The 16,381-nt window shown below is 65.1% G+C and carries 17 protein-coding genes and 1 pseudogene; 10 read left to right on the top strand and 8 right to left on the bottom strand.

The window, feature by feature from the left end; all coding sequences use genetic code 11:
* The coding region (locus D769_RS16790; protein ID WP_008647232.1) for a signal transduction histidine kinase at window positions 1–1,088 on the bottom strand (1,088 nt) is incomplete at its 3' end.
* Between the two features lie 181 nt (window positions 1,089–1,269).
* Between D769_RS16790 and D769_RS16785 the strand changes: the two genes are divergently transcribed.
* Window positions 1,270–1,758, top strand: coding sequence for a copper chaperone PCu(A)C (locus D769_RS16785; protein ID WP_008647229.1), 489 nt, complete (start codon window positions 1,270–1,272; stop codon window positions 1,756–1,758).
* A gap of 83 nt (window positions 1,759–1,841) precedes the next feature.
* Here D769_RS16785 and D769_RS16780 read toward each other — a convergent pair whose 3' ends face one another.
* Together D769_RS16780 and D769_RS16775 are read right to left on the bottom strand one after the other, a co-directional pair.
* Window positions 1,842–2,777: a LysR substrate-binding domain-containing protein gene (locus tag D769_RS16780; protein ID WP_008647224.1), complete on the bottom strand. Its 936-nt coding sequence runs from the start codon at window positions 2,775–2,777 to the stop codon at window positions 1,842–1,844.
* 54 nt (window positions 2,778–2,831) lie between these two features.
* Entirely contained in the window at window positions 2,832–3,062 is a 231-nt protein-coding gene (locus D769_RS16775; protein ID WP_008647222.1) for a cysteine-rich CWC family protein, read from the bottom strand.
* 209 nt (window positions 3,063–3,271) lie between these two features.
* On the opposite strand from D769_RS16775, the gene argB reads away from it, so the two are divergent.
* The 6 genes from argB (at window position 3,272) to D769_RS16745 (ending at window position 8,867) form a co-directional block, all read left to right on the top strand.
* Window positions 3,272–4,189: an acetylglutamate kinase gene (gene argB / locus D769_RS16770; RefSeq protein ID WP_008647220.1), complete on the top strand. Its 918-nt coding sequence runs from the start codon at window positions 3,272–3,274 to the stop codon at window positions 4,187–4,189.
* A 64-nt stretch (window positions 4,190–4,253) separates the two neighbouring features.
* Window positions 4,254–5,258 (top strand): pyrimidine 5'-nucleotidase, encoded by a 1,005-nt coding sequence (locus tag D769_RS16765; RefSeq protein WP_008647219.1) that lies wholly within the window; start codon window positions 4,254–4,256, stop codon window positions 5,256–5,258.
* Window positions 5,255–5,905 carry a nucleoid occlusion factor SlmA gene (slmA, locus tag D769_RS16760; protein ID WP_008647217.1) on the top strand — a complete coding sequence of 217 codons (651 nt, stop codon included), beginning with the start codon at window positions 5,255–5,257 and terminating at the stop codon, window positions 5,903–5,905. Before D769_RS16765 ends, slmA begins: the two co-directional genes overlap by 4 nt.
* Window positions 5,906–6,175: 270 nt before the next feature.
* Entirely contained in the window at window positions 6,176–7,348 is a 1,173-nt protein-coding gene (locus D769_RS16755; RefSeq protein WP_008647216.1) for a homoserine O-acetyltransferase, read from the top strand.
* On the top strand, window positions 7,345–7,956 hold the full coding sequence (gene metW / locus D769_RS16750; RefSeq protein WP_008647215.1) for a methionine biosynthesis protein MetW: 612 nt from the start codon (window positions 7,345–7,347) through the stop codon (window positions 7,954–7,956). Before D769_RS16755 ends, metW begins: the two co-directional genes overlap by 4 nt.
* Window positions 7,957–8,048: 92 nt before the next feature.
* Window positions 8,049–8,867 carry a thioesterase family protein gene (locus D769_RS16745; protein ID WP_008647213.1) on the top strand — a complete coding sequence of 273 codons (819 nt, stop codon included), beginning with the start codon at window positions 8,049–8,051 and terminating at the stop codon, window positions 8,865–8,867.
* A gap of 1 nt (window position 8,868) precedes the next feature.
* On the opposite strand, the gene D769_RS16740 is transcribed toward D769_RS16745, so the two are convergent.
* Window positions 8,869–10,149, bottom strand: coding sequence for a muropeptide transporter (locus tag D769_RS16740; RefSeq protein ID WP_008647209.1), 1,281 nt, complete (start codon window positions 10,147–10,149; stop codon window positions 8,869–8,871).
* Between the two features lie 107 nt (window positions 10,150–10,256).
* On the opposite strand from D769_RS16740, the gene D769_RS16735 reads away from it, so the two are divergent.
* Window positions 10,257–11,222, top strand: coding sequence for a M48 family metallopeptidase (locus tag D769_RS16735; protein ID WP_234706921.1), 966 nt, complete (start codon window positions 10,257–10,259; stop codon window positions 11,220–11,222).
* Window positions 11,223–11,295: 73 nt separating this feature from the next.
* Here the strand turns inward: D769_RS16735 and argC are convergent, their stop codons facing one another.
* Both argC and D769_RS16725 read right to left on the bottom strand, forming a co-directional pair.
* Window positions 11,296–12,243 carry an N-acetyl-gamma-glutamyl-phosphate reductase gene (argC, locus tag D769_RS16730; RefSeq protein WP_008647205.1) on the bottom strand — a complete coding sequence of 316 codons (948 nt, stop codon included), beginning with the start codon at window positions 12,241–12,243 and terminating at the stop codon, window positions 11,296–11,298.
* 225 nt (window positions 12,244–12,468) lie between these two features.
* Entirely contained in the window at window positions 12,469–13,245 is a 777-nt protein-coding gene (locus D769_RS16725) for an exodeoxyribonuclease III (protein ID WP_008647203.1), read from the bottom strand.
* 30 nt (window positions 13,246–13,275) lie between these two features.
* On the opposite strand from D769_RS16725, the gene pyrE reads away from it, so the two are divergent.
* The gene (gene pyrE / locus D769_RS16720) at window positions 13,276–13,953 is read left to right on the top strand and encodes an orotate phosphoribosyltransferase (RefSeq protein WP_008647201.1); all 678 of its coding nucleotides are present in this window, start codon (window positions 13,276–13,278) and stop codon (window positions 13,951–13,953) included.
* Between the two features lie 47 nt (window positions 13,954–14,000).
* Window positions 14,001–15,329, top strand: coding sequence for a patatin-like phospholipase family protein (locus D769_RS16715; RefSeq protein ID WP_008647199.1), 1,329 nt, complete (start codon window positions 14,001–14,003; stop codon window positions 15,327–15,329).
* Between the two features lie 9 nt (window positions 15,330–15,338).
* Here D769_RS16715 and D769_RS16710 read toward each other — a convergent pair whose 3' ends face one another.
* Complete coding sequence (locus tag D769_RS16710) at window positions 15,339–16,148, bottom strand: polyphosphate kinase 2 family protein (RefSeq protein ID WP_008647196.1); 810 nt, start codon at window positions 16,146–16,148, stop codon at window positions 15,339–15,341.
* 55 nt (window positions 16,149–16,203) lie between these two features.
* Window positions 16,204–16,381, bottom strand: a pseudogene (locus tag D769_RS16705) (diaminopimelate epimerase); the annotation flags it as partial.

Raw genomic sequence — 16,381 nt, 5'->3', positions numbered from 1 at the left:
GGCCCCTGGCGATGGTCGTGCCCGGCGGCCTGCTGGCTGCGCGCGGCATTGTCGAGCGCGATCGTCAGGATCTGGCTGATGCGTGCCGTGTCCACGGCCTGCGCGGCCGCATCGGGCGCGGCACTGGCCTGCAGGCTTGCCTGTGGATGACGCAGTTGCCAGCGTTCGACGAACGGCGCCAGCCACGCATCGATTCGCTGCGGTGCCAGTGTTTCGTGGTCGGCGCGCAGCCGGGCCAGGATCGAACGGCAGAGTTCGAGCTGCTGCTCCATCGTGCGGAGGTCGGCCTGGTAGTCGGCCACCGGTGTGTCGCTGCGATTCGTGTTCTCGGCGTCGGCACGCAGTTCCCCGGCGATCACGGCCAGCGTGGCCAGCGGAGTGCCGATCTCGTGCGCCACGGCGGCGGCCTGGTCATTGAGTGCCTCCACGCGCGCCTCGCGCAGCAGCAGCTCGCGTGCCTCGTTCAGTTGCGCGTCGCGCTGGCGCAGCGCGTTTGACAGCCGCGCCACGAAGAATGCGATCATCACCGCACTGGCCACAAAGTTGAGCCACATCCCGGCCAGGTGATAGTTCACCGCGTTGTCGGGGTTGTGCAGATCGAGCGGTATGTACTCGAGCAGCAGCATCGAATAGCAGGCCAGCGCGTACGCCGCGAGCGTCACCACCAGCCGCCACGGCAGGATGGCCGAGGCAATCGCCAGTCCGGGCAGGTAGAACGACACGAATGGATTGGTCGCGCCGCCTGTGTAGAACAAGATGGCCGACAGCGCGGTCAGGTCGACCATCATCTGCACCATCAGCTCGGCGTCCGACGGCACCGTGCCGTGGCGTGTGTGCCAGTGCAGGCGCGCCACGGTGAACACGTTGAACACGGTCTGGACGGCGAACAGGAACAGCAGCGGCTTGTAGGGCAGGGCGATGCCGGCCAGCGACTCGCATGACACCAGCAGCATGGCCTGGCCGGCCAGCAGCGCCCAGCGCAGCCAGCTAAGGCGGCGCAGGCTCACCAGGCTGTGACGCTGCGGCGCCGTGCCGATGGGCGGGGCGACGGAGGGCGGTAGGGTGGACATGGCGATCGGGGGATGCATGGCGCGAGTGTAGCAATGCCGCGGATCGGCGCTTGCAACGTGCGACACAGTGCCGCATTCTGAACGGCGGGCGGCGCTGCCAGACTGCGAGGTTCAGATCGCGACAAGACACGCGGGATGCCGCGTGATCTAATGACCGCCCTCAACACCTAATTCGTGCTGAATCGTGGAGATGTTCCCTATGCAAGCCAAGTTCCGCGCGGCCCGCGCCGCATCGATCGCAACCCTCGCCCTGGCCGGTCTGCTGGCCAGCGCCCAGGCCATGGCGCAAGTCGACGTCAGCGACGCCTGGGTGCGCGGTACCGTGCCGGCGCAGACCGCATCTGGCGCGTTCATGACGCTGCACGCGCATCAGGACGCCAAGCTGGTCGGCGTGTCGTCGCCGGTGGGCACCGCCGAGCTGCATGAAATGAAGATGGAAAACAACGTTATGCGGATGCGCCAGATCCCCTCGCTGGATCTGCCGAAGATGCAGGACGTGCAACTGAAGCCGGGCGGCTATCACGTGATGCTGATGGGCCTGAAGCAGCAGCTCAAGGCGGGCGACACGGTGCCTATCACGCTGAAGTTCGAGCAGAACGGCAAGGTGATCGAGCAGCAGGTGAACGCGCAGGTTCGCGACATGACCGCCTCCGCGCAGGGTGGTGGCCACGGCGATCACAAGCACTGATACTGATGCACGGATTTTCGGCGCTGATCCGGCTACGTTGAGCGTCGGCACCGGACCCCATCAGGGGTCATCGGACAGGGCGGTCAGCCGCGCAGGCTGATCGCGTCCGAGCTTTCCGCTTCCGGCGCGACGGCTTGCAGTACTCGTTCGCGCAGCCAGGTCAGTCCCGGGTCCGCGTCGGCCTTCGCCGGCCAGATCATGCAGAACGCGAAGCCGGGGATCGTGAACGGCGCCTCGAAGATCGCCAGACGATCGTCTGCCAGCGCTTCCAGCGAGCGGCGCGCGGTGGTCAGGACCATGTTGGTGCCAAGGATCAGGCCGGGCGCCACGCTCCAGTGCGGCACGGTGCAGGCGATCTTGCGTCGCCCGCCCAGTCGGGTCACGGCCGCGTCGATGGCGTCCCCGCGCTCGGTGGCTGCGGTCACCAGCACGTGCGAGCGCGCCAGATAGGCCACGTGATCTAGCCGGCCCGTGTCGCGTACCGTTGCGGCGTCCACGGCACATGCAAAATCGTCGTCAAACAGCACGGCGGTGCGCACGCCTTCCGGCTCGAACGCGAAGGCGCCGAATGCCAGATCGATCTGGCCATCCGCCACCTGGGCGGTCATCGTTTCCAGGCTGCCCTGCGTGACGGTGAGGTCGATATTGGGCGCGGCCTTGCGCACCGTGCGCAGCAGGCGCGGCAACACCACCAGCGAACCATAGTCGGACATCGCCAGCTTGAATGTGCGCCGGGCCGTGGCGGGCTGAAAGCCTCCGGGCCCCAGCAGGATGCGGACCTGCGCGAGCGCCTCGGCCAGCGGTGCGGCCAGTTCGTGGGCGCGCGCGGTCAGCACCAGGCCGCCCTGGCCGCGTACCAGCAAGGGATCGTCGAGCAACTGGCGCAGCCGCGCCAGCGAGTGGCTCACGGCGGGCTGACTGAGCTGCAGGCGCAGTGCGGCGCGCGAAATATGGCGTTCCGCCAGCAGCGCTTCCAGCACCACCAGAAGGTTGAGGTCGATTCCACGAAGGCTATTCATGCCGCGAATGTTAAACCGAACTTGGGGTGTTTGGGCATTCGCTGCTCTAAAAATTCAATCTGGAGCAACGGCGTCCTGAGGGACGTCGTCCTGCCGCTGCCGAAGGCAGGTCGGACACAGGCAATGCTGGCCCGCCACGATCGTGCGCGACGGCAGCAACGGCAGGCTGGCGCACCAGCATTCGGGCAGCCCGGCCACGTAGCCACAGACGAACGCGGTGCCGCAACGGCTGCAATGTTCGACCGGGCGCAACTGGCCTGTCTGGATTGTCGACGGATCGGTCATCGTATGCCACTCATCCGGATTGCAATGTGGTCGCGGGTTTCTTGTAAAATCGGCGCCTGCCGTGGCCGGATAGCGCACCCGGGGGGATCCCTGTGACGCGCTGCTTCCCAGACGGCTATTGCCGCAACGCCGGCCTCGCGCGTCCTTTGCCTGTCCGGCGGACGATTAGTCATGATACCTGCTCCACATCACACGGAATGTCCAAAGCCATGAACGCTGACAATCCTGAGCCTGCGACCAAGTCGGTTGCGGCCATCGCTCCCTCCCTCAAGGCTGAAATCCTTGCCGAGGCGCTGCCTTATATCCGGAAGTTCCACGGCAAGACCATCGTGGTCAAGTACGGTGGCAACGCGATGACGGAAGAGAAACTCAAGCACGGATTCGCGCGCGACGTGATCCTGCTGAAGCTCGTCGGCATGAACCCGGTGGTCGTGCACGGCGGTGGCCCGCAGATCGACGAGGCGCTCAAGAAGGTCGGCAAGGTCGGCACGTTCATCCAGGGGATGCGCGTGACTGACGAAGAGACGATGGAAGTGGTCGAATGGGTGCTCGGCGGCGAAGTCCAGCAGGACATCGTCATGCTGATCAATCAGTACGGCGGCCAGGCCGTGGGCCTGACCGGCAAGGACGGCGGCCTGATCCGCGCCAAGCGTCTGCAGATGCCGGACCGCGAGAACCCGGGCACCTTCATCGACATCGGCTACGTGGGCGATATCGAGGCGATCAACCCGGCCGTGGTGAAGGCGCTGCAGGACGATGCCTTCATCCCCGTGATCTCGCCGATCGGTTTCTCCGACGATGGCCAGGCCTACAACATCAACGCCGATGTGGTGGCTGGCAAGATGGCCGAGATCCTCAAGGCCGAGAAGCTCGTCATGATGACGAACATCCCGGGCGTGATGGACAAGAAGGGCAACCTGCTGACCGACCTGTCCGCGCGCGAGATCGAGGAACTGTTCGCCGACGGCACGATCTCGGGCGGCATGCTGCCGAAGATCTCGTCGGCGCTCGACGCAGCCAAGAGTGGTGTGCACTCGGTGCACATCATCGACGGCCGCATCGAACACTCGCTGCTGCTCGAAATCCTGACCGAACAGGCCTTCGGCACGATGATCCGCTCGCACTGAGCGCGTCGTACGGGAATCCGCCGCGTGCGGGTTCCCGCCTCTTCCTCCATCTCCAGTTACCCGCGTGTTCATTCGTCAGCCCACTCAGCGTCGCGGCTTAGAACGCGCTCGCCTGCTTTCTACCCACCGGCCGCGGCGTCATCTGGTCCGCGGCGCGGCCGGCAACACGTCTGGCGACACCGTCTGGCTGTTCGATCTCGACAACACGCTGCACGATGCCTCGCACGCCATCTTTCCGGCGATCAACCGACTGATGACGGCCTACGTGGCGCGTGTGCTCGGCTGCGATGACGCTACGGCCAGCCGGGTGCGCGTCGACTACTGGCAGCGCTACGGCGCCACGCTGCTCGGCATGGTCCGCCACCATCAGGTCGATCCGGCGGACTTCCTGCGCGCCGCGCATGATTTCCCCGAGCTGGCGGACATGGTGCGCGTGCGACGAGGTCTGGTGGCCGCGCTGCGCCAGTTGCCGGGACGGAAGATCCTGGTCACGAACGCACCGAGCAACTACGCGCGCTGCGTGATGGCGATCGCCGGCATCGATCGATGCTTCGAGCGGGTCGTGGCCATCGAGGACATGTGGGTACACGGACATCTGCGTCCGAAGCCGGACCGCCGCATGCTGCTGCGCTTGCTGGCGCAGATCGGCGTGGCGCCGCACCGGGCGGTGCTGGTGGAAGATACGCTGTCGCACCTCAAGCACTATGCGGGTTTGGGTATCCGCAGGGCCTGGGTGACCGGCTATCTGCGCACGATCGCGCCGTCACGGCCGCACGTGGTGGTGCCGGCTCAGGATGCCAGCGTGCCCGGCGCGGCGCGTGACGCGGTCACGCGCTCGACGCTGGCCGCCGAAGACCGCCAGCGCGTGGCGCATCTGGCGCAGGAACGGTCGGTGACGCTGGTGGCGGCCGAGAGCCAGGACCCCACCCGTGCGGCAACCACGCCACAGTCGCAGCCCGATCATTTGCCGCGTGTGCGGGCACGCGTGACGAATCGGCCCGGCTATGTGGACATAAAAGTACAATCGATGCATCAACTCCTACGACGAATGTGGAGAACCGGGTCATGACTCAAACCATTTCAAGCCAGGCAGAGGCGGACACGCCCGCTGGCCACTCGCCGGAAGCGGCGCCCGCGCGCAAGCGTCCGCGCCCGGGTGAACGCCGTATCCAGATCCTCCAGACACTGGCAGGGATGCTCGAACATCCGCGCGGGGAAAAGATCACCACCGCGGCGCTGGCTGCGAAGCTCTCGGTATCCGAGGCCGCGCTGTACCGGCACTTCGCCAGCAAGGCGCAGATGTTCGAAGGCCTGATTGGCTTCATCGAGCAGACCGTCTTCGGCCTGATCAATCAGATCACCACGCAGGAAGAGCATGGGCTGCGCCAGGCGCAGGCGATCGTGCGCATGCTGCTGTCGTTCGCCGAGAAGAACCCCGGCATGACGCGCGTGCTGACTGGCGAGGCACTCGTCGGCGAACACGAGCGCTTGCAGGAGCGCATCAACCAGATGATCGACCGCATCGAGGCGTCGCTGCGTCAGTGTCTGAAGGTGGCCGTCAGCCAGGCGGCGTTTCCGCCCGATGCCGATGTTCCGTTGCGCGTGGCGCTGATCACGGCGGCCGTGCAGGGGCACTGGCACCGCTTCGTGAAGAGCGGTTTCCGCAAGGCGCCGACCGAGCATATCGACGCGCAACTGCGCATCCTGCTGGGCTGATCCGAACAGGAGCAGGCACAAAAAACGGTTTGCACTATAATGTGCGGGTCGCGCCGATTTGATGACTGGCTTGCGGGCGCGCGGCGATGGGAAGAGAAGTCTTCCGGTTGCCAATATAAATGCGGCTAAAGAGGTTGGGTCGGTGCCTCGCGGAAGATTCATGCATGGCACCGGCACGCGGGACACCGCGAACGCCCGACTTGGCTGCGAAGCATCACACGCACTGCCAGTCGGGTTTTTTTATGCCTGCCTCAATCGCGGGCCCCGCTCATGACCGATGTCGCTCCTCCCGCTGGTGTGCTCGACGTGCCGACCGATTCCGTCGGTGTCGTTACGCCCCAGCGCATGCATTTTTCGGAGCCGCTGCAGCTCCGCAACGGCAGCCAGATCGCCGACTACGACCTGATGGTCGAAACCTACGGCACGCTGAACGCCGCGCGGACCAATGCCGTGCTGGTCTGTCACGCGCTCAACGCCTCGCACCACGTCGCCGGCATTGCCGCGGACAATCCGCGCGATATCGGCTGGTGGGACAACATGGTGGGCCCCGGCAAGCCGCTCGACACCAACCGCTTCTTCGTGATCGGCGTGAACAACCTCGGTTCGTGCTTCGGATCGACCGGACCGATGAGCACCAATCCGTCGACCGGGGCGCCGTATGGTGCGTTGTTCCCGGTGGTGACGGTGGAAGACTGGGTCAACGCGCAGGCGCGCGTGGCTGACATATTCGGCATTCAGCAGTTCGCCGCCGTGATGGGCGGCAGCCTTGGCGGCATGCAGGCGCTGGCCTGGAGCCTGATGTATCCGGAGCGGCTGCGCCACTGTATCGTGGTGGCTTCCACGCCGAAGCTGTCCGCGCAGAACATCGCGTTCAACGAGGTCGCGCGCAGTTCCATCCTGTCGGACCCGGATTTCCACGGCGGCAACTACTACGCGCACAACGTCAAGCCGAAGCGCGGCCTGCGCGTGGCGCGGATGATCGGCCATATCACCTATCTGTCCGACGAGGACATGGCCGAGAAGTTTGGCCGCTCGCTGAAGGCCGAGGACATCCGCTTCTCGTTTGACGTCGAGTTCCAGGTGGAAAGCTACCTGCGTTACCAGGGCGACAAGTTCGCCGAGTACTTCGACGCGAATACCTACCTGCTGATCACGCGCGCGCTCGACTACTTCGATCCGGCGCTGGCCCACGGCGGCGACCTGACGCGCGCCATGGCGCAGACGCAGGCCGGTTTCCTGGTGGTCAGCTTCACCACGGACTGGCGCTTCGCGCCGAACCGCAGCCGCGAGATCGTCAAGGCGCTGCTCGACAACAAGCGACCGGTGTCGTACGCGGAGATCGACGCGCCGCACGGCCACGACGCCTTCCTGCTCGACGACGCCCGCTATCACAACCTGATGCGCGCCTACTACGACCGCATCGCAGAGGAGATCGGCGCATGAACGCGGCTTCCAATCCGAATATCCTCGCGCTGCGTCCGGACTTCCGCGCTATCGCGCGCTGGATCGAACCGAACTCCACTGTGCTCGACGCCGGCTGCGGCGACGGCAGCCTGCTGCGCGTGCTGCAGGACGAACTGGACGTTCAGGCCTACGGCATCGAGATCCGCGATGAAGAGGTGCTGGCCTGCGCTCAGAAGGGTGTGCATGTCATCCAGCAGAACCTGGAAGGGGGGCTGGCGCTGTTCGAGGACCAGAGCTTTGACACGGTGATCCTGTCGCAGACGCTGCAGACCATCCACAACACGGCCCAGGTGCTGCGCGACACCCTGCGCGTGGGCCGCGAGTGCATCGTCTCGTTCCCGAACTTCGGCTACTGGCCGCACCGGCTGTCGGTGTTTCGTGGCCGGATGCCGGTGTCCGAGTCGCTGCCGTACCAGTGGTACAACACGCCGAACGTGCGTGTGCTGACGATCAGCGATTTCGAGGCGCTGGCGCCCAAGGTGGGCTTGCGCGTGCTCGATCGCGTGGTGATGCACGAGGGTGTGACGGTGAACTGGGGCGTCAACTGGCGCGGCAGCCTGGCGGTGTACCGGGTCTGCGCGGTCTGATGGGGTATCGGTCTGGCGAGTCGATAGCTTGACGCAAGCCTCTAGCAGGCATACCGTACGCGAGTTACCGAACGATCGTACTATTTCCTGCCATGACGCAAGCGCCCCTGCATCCACTCGATCAAGCACTGAAGCTCGAACCCGCTGGCGAACATCGCTATGTGGGCCATACCAGCCAGGCCTACTGGAATATGATCGGCCCGTTCGGCGGCGCCACTGCGGCAGTGATGCTGCAGGCCGCCCTGGTGCATCCGGAGCGCCTGGGCGACCCGATCGCGCTCACCGTCAACTTTGCGGGGCCGATCGGGGAGGGTGAGTTCGAGGTCGAGGCGCGTCCGTCGCGCACCAATCGCTCGACCCAGCACTGGCATCTGGAACTGCGCCAGAACGGCGAGGTGACGACCACCGGCAGCGCCGTGTTTGCCGTGCGTCGCCAAACCTGGAATTCGGGTGAAGCCGTGATGCCGCAGGTGCCCGCCGCCGAATCGCTGCCGGTCATGAGTGGTTTCGCGCCGGTGAAGTGGCTGGGCAGCTACGACATTCGGGCAGTGCGCGGCGCCAAGCCGACCACGGCCCCCGGGACCGAGAACCCCGACAGCCTGTCCCAGTTCTGGATTCGGGACGAACCGGCACGCACGCCCGACTATGCGTCGATGGCGGCATGGTGCGATGCGTTCTATCCGCGCATCTTCCTCAAGCGCGCGGGCTTCGTGCCGGCGGGCACGGTATCCCTGACCACGTATTTCCACGCCGATGCCGCCACGCTGGCGGCAGTTGGCGACAGCCATGTGCTGGGCTGCGCGCAGGCGCGCGTGTTCCGCCAGGGCTTTTTCGACCAGAGCGCGGAGATCTGGAGCGCGAGCGGCGAGTTGCTCGCCACCTCGCACCAGATCGTCTACTACAAGGAATAAGTTACGCCGGGCGCGGTACCGCAGGTTCGGCCGGTTCCCGCGCCTGCGCTTCATAGCGGTGGACGGTGTTGCGCATGGCCCAGAGCAGCGCAACGCCGGGCACGGCCGCGATGACGGTGCCGAGGTAGAACGGCGCCCATCCCCAGGCTTCGACCATGTAGCCGGAGGTCGGCCCCACGTAGACGCGCCCGATCGACGCCAGCGCAGATAGCAGCGCGTACTGGGTGGCCGAGAATGACCGGTTGCACAGCGTCATCAGCAACGCCACGAAGGCTGCGGTGCCCATGCCCCCGCACAGGTTTTCGACGGCGATCGTCGCACCCATCGTCCACAGGTGCGGTGGCGTGACGGACAGGATCCAGTAGCCCAGATTCGACACGCCCTGCAGGATGCCGAACAGCATCAGCGAACGGTACAGGCCCAGGCGCACCATCAGCGAACCGCCGAACAGCGCGCCGATGATCGTCGCGGCTAGCCCCAGCGTCTTGTTGACGATGCCGACCTCTCCCGGATCGAAGCCCAGGCCGCGAATCAGGAACGTGGTCGACAGGCTGCCCGCGAAGGCGTCACCGAGCTTGTACAGCACGATCAGCAGCAGCAGCCACCACGCGCCCTGGCGGCCAAAGAAATCGCGCAGCGGCCCGACTATTGCTTCTTCCAGCGAGCGCGGCGCGCGCGCCGGGACGTCCGGCTCCGGCGCCCAGATCAGCGTGACCAGCCCAACGCTCATCAATGCCGCCATCAGCAGGTACATGTGTGACCACCCCAGCACGCGATCCGCCAGATAGAGCGCCAGCCCTCCCGACACCAGCATCGCCAGCCGGTAGCCGAGCACCTTGACCGCCGCGCCGGCGCCGCGCTCGGTCGGGCGCAGCACGTCGGTGCTGTAGGCATCGAACACGATGTCCTGTGAAGCCGACAGGAAGGCGACCAGTGTGGCCAGCGCGGCCAGCGCCCACAGTGCCTCGTGGGGCGGACAAAACGCCATCGCCGCGATGCTGCCTACCAGCCCGAGCTGCGTGACCAGCAGCCAACCGCGCCGACGGCCCAGTAGCGGCGGCGTGAAGCGGTCCATCAGAGGGGCCCAGAGGAACTTGAAAATATAGGCCTGGCCGACCAGCGAGAAAAAGCCGATCGTCTTGATGTCCAGCCCTTCGACCGTCATCCACGCCTGCAGCGTGCCCGAGGTCAGCGCCAGGGGGAGTCCGGAGGCAAAACCGAGCGTCAGCATGGCCCCGATGCGGCGATTGCGGAAGATGTCGAGATAGTCTTGAAAAGTCATGATGGCGAGGACGGCGCGCGGCTGGCTGTGTATTATTGCATCACCAATTCCGCGCCCCCGAACAAGTCGAAACTTTCTACCCAGCGAGCCCTGCCTTGAACCCGAACGTGTCCGACACATCGTGCCGGTTGCGCCAGCAGGCCGTGGCCGCAGCCTTCGTACTGGCTGCCGCGCTGGGCGTCGCGCATCCGCTTCCCGCGCGGGCGCAGGGAGTTGCCGTGGTTTCCGCGCCCGAAGATGGCGTGCGGGTCGATCGCCGCTATTCGAAAGTGCGGGAAATCGTGCCGATGGAGGTGATCGACCAGCAGGCGGCGCGCGAGTACGAACAGGTCAAGCAGGAAGCGATCGCCAAGCACACGCTGGTCGACGAAGACGATCCGCAGGTGAAGCGCCTGCGCGAGATCGGCATCCGGCTGCTGCCGCAGACCGTGCTCTGGAATCCGCGCGCCGGGCGCTGGGCCTGGGAAATCAACCTGATCCGGTCCAAGCAAGTCAACGCCTTCTGCATGCCTGGCGGCAAGATGGCCGTCTATTCCGGCCTGCTTGATGAGCTCAATCTGACCGACGACGAAGTGGCCATGGTCATGGGCCACGAGATCTCGCACGCATTGGAAGAACACGCCCGCCAGCGCGCGGCGCAGGCCGAGATCTCGAACCTGGGCGCGAACGTGGTGTCGCAGCTGACCGGCTTCGGCAACCTCGGCAATATGGATATCGGCTCCAATGCCAAGATGCTGTCGCTGCGCTTTTCGCGCCAGGAAGAGACCGAAGCCGACCTGATCGGCATGGATATCGCCGCGCGCGCCGGGTATGACCCCCGCGCGGCCATCACGCTCTGGCAGAAGATGGGCGCAGTGCTCAAGGCCGGCGACGAGTTCACCTCGACCCATCCGTCCGGCCGCAGCCGGATCGCCGTGCTTCAGGCGCATATGAATGAAGTGCTGCCGCTCTATGCCAAGGCCATGAACATGCCGATGGAGAAGCTGCCGCCTTACAAGGCCAATATGGCTGACCTGCACGACGCACCGGTCGACGCGGGCGACGAGGATCTCCAGCATCCGCTGAAAAAGTAGGGACGGTGGCCCGGACGGGCGAAAAAAAACCGGCTCAGGTCGAGCCGGTTTTTCTTTTGAAGCGGGCGAGACGTCAGGCAACGAGCCCCGTGGCTTCGTCGGCGCCGATATGGACGTTCATGCATTGCACGGCCGCACCGGCCGCGCCCTTGCCGAGGTTGTCCAGGCGCGCCACCAGGTTCAGGCGGTCTTCGTTGCCGAAGACGAACAGGTCCACGCGGTTGGTGTCGTTGTTCGCCTGGACGTCGAAGAAGCCGTTGTCCAGATTGGCGTCGCTGTTGAACGGATGGACGCGCACGAACTGCTCGCCTTCGTAGTGCTTGCGGTAGATGTCGAGGATGGCTTGCGCATCGGCCTTGCGCGACAGCAGCCCCGGATACACCGGCACCGTCACGGCCAGACCCTTCAGGAAGTTGCCAACGATCGGGTTGAAGATCGGCGCCTGCGACAGGCCGGTCTGCACACGCATTTCCGGCAGGTGCTTGTGCGCCAGACCCAGCGCGTACGGACGCGGGCTCATCAGCTTCGGATTTCCGCCGGCTTCGAACTCCGCGATCATCGACTTGCCGCCGCCGCTGTAACCGGTCAGCGAGAACGCTGAAGCAGGATAGTCGGCAGGCATCAGGCCGGCTTCCACCAGCGGACGCACGGCCAGCACGAACGCGCTGGCGTGGCAGCCCGGCACGGCGATGCGCTTGCTGCCGCGCACCTTCTCGCGCTGGCCACGGGTCAGTTCCGGCAGGCCGTAGGCCCAGTTGTCAGCCGTGCGGAACGCCGTGCTGGCGTCGATCACGCAGGTGTCGGGGTTGGTCACCAGCGACACGGCCTCGCGCGAGGCCACGTCCGGCAGGCACAGGAAAGAGACGTCCGAGGCGTTCAGGAATCGTGCTCGCTCCTGCGGGTCCTTGCGCTTGTCATCGGCAATGCGCAGCAGTTCCACATCGGTGCGACCCGAGAGATAGTCAAGCAGCCGGAGACCGGTAGTGCCTTCCTGACCATCGACGAACACTTTGAAAACCATGGCGGACTCACTCTGAAAAATGCGAAAAGTCTCGCGTCCTTGGGGGCGGAGAACCAGCATTGTAACGAGGTTGGGTGTCCGGTGCAGGGTTTACGCGAGAGTGGCGGCCGCTGCCATCCGATCAGCCGGTTGAAGCTGCGGGACCGTCACCCGAACCTGCTCGACGAGATGCGCGCCGACTGAAGGCGGACGGCACCCCCGGCGTTGCGCCGGGGGATGCGTACTTCACAAGGGAAAATCGTAATCGATCGACAGCGGGGCGTGGTCGCTGAACTTCTCGTCCTTGTAGATCGACGTAGCCTTGGCGGTAGCCGCGATTTTCGGCGTGGTCAGGTGGTAATCGATGCGCCACCCCACGTTCTTCGCGTACGCCTGACCGCGGTTGCTCCACCATGTGTACTGTTCGGGGCGCGGGTCCAGCTGGCGGAATACGTCGACATAGCCGTGGTTGTCGAACAGTTCTCCGATCCAGGCGCGCTCTTCGGGCAGGAAACCGGAGTTCTTCAGGTTGCCCTTCCAGTTCTTGATGTCAATTTCCTTGTGGGCGATGTTCACGTCACCGCACAGCACGATCTCGCGGCCGCTGGCTTTCAGTTCCAGCAGGTGCGGCAGGAAGGCTTCCATAAAGCGGAACTTGGCCAGCTGGCGCTCCTCGGAGCTTGAGCCGGAAGGCACGTAGACCGAGATCACGGCGAGGTGCGGATACTGCACTTCCACGTAGCGGCCCTCGGCGTCGAACTCATCATTGCCGAAGCCGATAATCACGCGCTCCGGCTTGTGGCGGGTATAGAGGCCCACGCCGCTGTAGCCCTTTTTCTCGGCATAGTGGAAGTAGCCGTGATAGCCGTGTGGCGCCAGGAACGCCTCGGTCATGTCGGCTTCCTGGGCCTTGAGTTCCTGAACGCAGACCATGTCCGCTTCCTGCTTGCCCATCCACTCGAAGAAGCCCTTCTTGGAGGCGGAGCGGATGCCGTTGAGGTTGGCGCTGATAATCCGTAACATCTCGGGAAATTTTGAATTCAGAGAGAAAAGATGACGCAGCAGACGACGCCGGACGACCTCAGCCAGTCCTTCATCCGCTTTGCACTGGACGCAGGCGTGCTGTCCTTCGGCGAGTTCGTGACCAAGGCTGGCCGCAAGTCGCCGTACTTCTTCAACGCCGGTCTGTTCAACCAGGGCGCGATGCTGGGCCAGGTGGCGCAATTCTACGCGAAGACCCTGCTGGAATCGGGCGTGCAGTTCGACGTGCTGTTCGGGCCGGCCTACAAGGGCATCACTCTGGCCTCCGCCACGGCGGTGGCGCTGGCCGGCATGGGACGTGACGTCGGCTTCTCCTACAACCGCAAGGAAGCGAAGGACCATGGCGAAGGCGGCACGCTGGTCGGCGCCAAGCTCCAGGGCAAGGTCGTGATCATCGACGACGTGATCTCCGCCGGTACCTCGGTGCGCGAGTCGATGCAGCTGATTCGCGCCGCGGGCGCCGAGCCTGCCGCCGTGCTGATCGCGCTGGACCGCATGGAAAAGAGCGGCACGGCCGACAACATCGGCACGCATTCGGCGGTGCAGGATGTGCAGCGCGAATACGGCATTCCGGTGATCGCGATTGCCACGCTCAAGGACCTGCTGGCGTATCTGGATGCGTCGAAAGACCCGTCACTCGGGAACTCCCGGGAGGCTGTGGCAGCCTATCGTCAGAAGTACGGCGTCTGACAACGAACACGGCCCCGGATGGGGCCGTTTCTTTTTGGGAGCATGGCGTGGCGGTCAAGCGGCGAAACAAGGAAGCGATCCAAAGGGAAATCGGCGAACAGGGTGGTCCGCCGCAGGATTCATCGTCACAGGCCACACCGGAGCGGGCGAAACGCGGCGCCAGTGGGCGCGGCTCGGCGCTCAGCGAGCATTGCGGCCAGCCGGTCGAGCCCGGGGACGGGCCGCCGCATGAGGCCTATGCGATCCGCGCGCTGGTGCTGCAGGGCGGTGGCGCGCTTGGTTCCTATCAGGCCGGTGTCTACCAGGGGCTGGCCGAAGGGGGCATCCATCCCAACTGGGTCGCGGGTATCTCGATCGGCGCGCTCAACGCTGCCGTCATCGCCGGCAATCCTCCCGAGACGCGCGTGGCGCAACTGCGCGCGTTCTGGGAATACATCTGTGCCCAGCCGTGGTTGCCCGGGCTGCCGCTGGAGATGCTCAGCGACTCCGCGCCGACGTGGCCCGAGCCGATGCGAATCTGGTTCGACAGCTTCAACGCCGCGCGTGCGATCGTGGAGGGGCAACGCGGCTTCTTCTCGCCGCGCGCGGTGACCGACCTCTGGGCGCATTTCGAAGACCCCACGCGGGTCAGCTACTACGACACCGCGCCTTTGAAATCCACGCTCGAGCGGTTCGCCGATTTCGACCGGATCAATCATCCGAAGGGGATGCGCGTGTCGGTGGGCGCCGTCAACGTCCACACGGGCAACTTCGCCTACTTCGACAACACGCGCACCACGCTGCGTCCCGAGCATTTCATGGCGTCGGGCGCGCTGCCGCCGGGATTCCCGGCGATCGAGATCGATGGCGAGTACTACTGGGACGGCGGGCTCGTATCGAACACACCCCTGCAAGAGGTGCTGACCGCCCAGCCGCGACGCGATGCGCTGATTTTCCAGGTGGACCTGTGGAGCGCCCGTGGCGGGCTGCCGCACAATCTGCAGGACGTGGTCGAGCGCCAGAAAGACATCCAGTATTCCAGCCGCACGCGGGCCATCACCGACTACATGCGCGAGCAGCAGAACTATCGCCGGATGCTTGGCGAAGTGCTGGCGCTGGTGCCACAGTCAAAGCGCAACGACCCCTGGTATCAGCGGGCGGCGGACCATGCCTGCGACGCACGGCGCAACGTGATTCAACTGATCTATCGTGACAAGTCGTTCGAGGGCAGCGCGAAGGATTACCAGTTCGGCGTGCTGACGATGCACGAGCATTGGGCCAGCGGCCTCGAGGACATTCGCGAAACGCTCAAGCACCCGAAGTGGCTGGCTATGCCGGGGCCGGACCGCCCGTTCGTTACCCACGACGTGCATCGCGGCAACGGCGGCAACGACTGATCCGGCCGCCTATTCCACGGTCACTTTTGCCAGCTCGGGCTTGGGCGGTGGATAGCTTGGCTTGAGTTTGCGGAACACGTCCGCAAGGATCTCCGCGACCATCAGGTTGCGGTGGCTTTTCGAGTCCGCGGGCACGATGTACCAGGGACACGCCGGCGTGGCCGTGGCGGCGATCGCGGCCTCGTAGCGCTGCTGGTACTCCTTCCAGTATTTGCGCTCGGCCAGGTCCTGCATGTCGAACTTCCAGTGCTTCTGCGGATCGGCGATGCGGTCTTCGAGTCGCCGCTTCTGCTCGGCTTTCGAAATGTGCAGGAAGCATTTGACGATCGTCGTCCCGGTCTCCGTCAACATCTCCTCGAACGCGCGGATCTGGCGGAAGCGACGCTCGCACTCTTCGTCGTCGATCCAGTCATGCACGCGCGTGATCAGCACGTCTTCATAGTGGCTACGGTTGAAGATGGCGATCTCGCCCTGGCGCGGTACCTGCAGGTGCACACGCCACAGATAGTCGCGCGCCAGTTCCTCCGCCGTAGGGGCCTTGAAGCTGGCGACACGCACGCCTAATGGGTCGAAATTCCGGAAGACGGAGCGCACGGTGCCGTCCTTGCCGCTGGTGTCCATGCCCTGCAGGATGAACAGCAGCTTGCGGCGGTGCTCGGCGTAGAAAACGTCCTGCTCCGCATCGAGTCGTGCCGACAGGTCGGCAACATGCGCAACGTCAGCGTCCTTTTCCCCCAGGGAGAACGGCTTGCTCTCCGGGTCGAAGGCGGCAAGCTTGAACCCCTTGCCCGAGGTGATGCAGAAATCGTCCAGCTTCATTGGTGCTCCCGAAGACGGGACCGGGCCGGCCCCGTGTGTCTGCGAGCCTCAATGGTCAGGCAGGCAGCGTCGAGAGGTCAATAGTGCCTTCGAACACGGTCGTCGCGGGGCCCGTCATCTGCACGGGCTGGCCTGCGCCCTGCCACGCGATGGTCAGGTCGCCGCCGTGGGTGTGCACCCTGACCGGAGAGTCCAGCAAGCCGCGGCGGATGCCGGCCACCACGGCCGCGCAG

Origin of the sequence: Cupriavidus sp. HMR-1 (assembly GCF_000319775.1) — a bacterium.
Classification (GTDB): domain Bacteria; phylum Pseudomonadota; class Gammaproteobacteria; order Burkholderiales; family Burkholderiaceae; genus Cupriavidus; species Cupriavidus metallidurans.
This window is presented reverse-complemented; position numbering and strand designations above follow the sequence as displayed.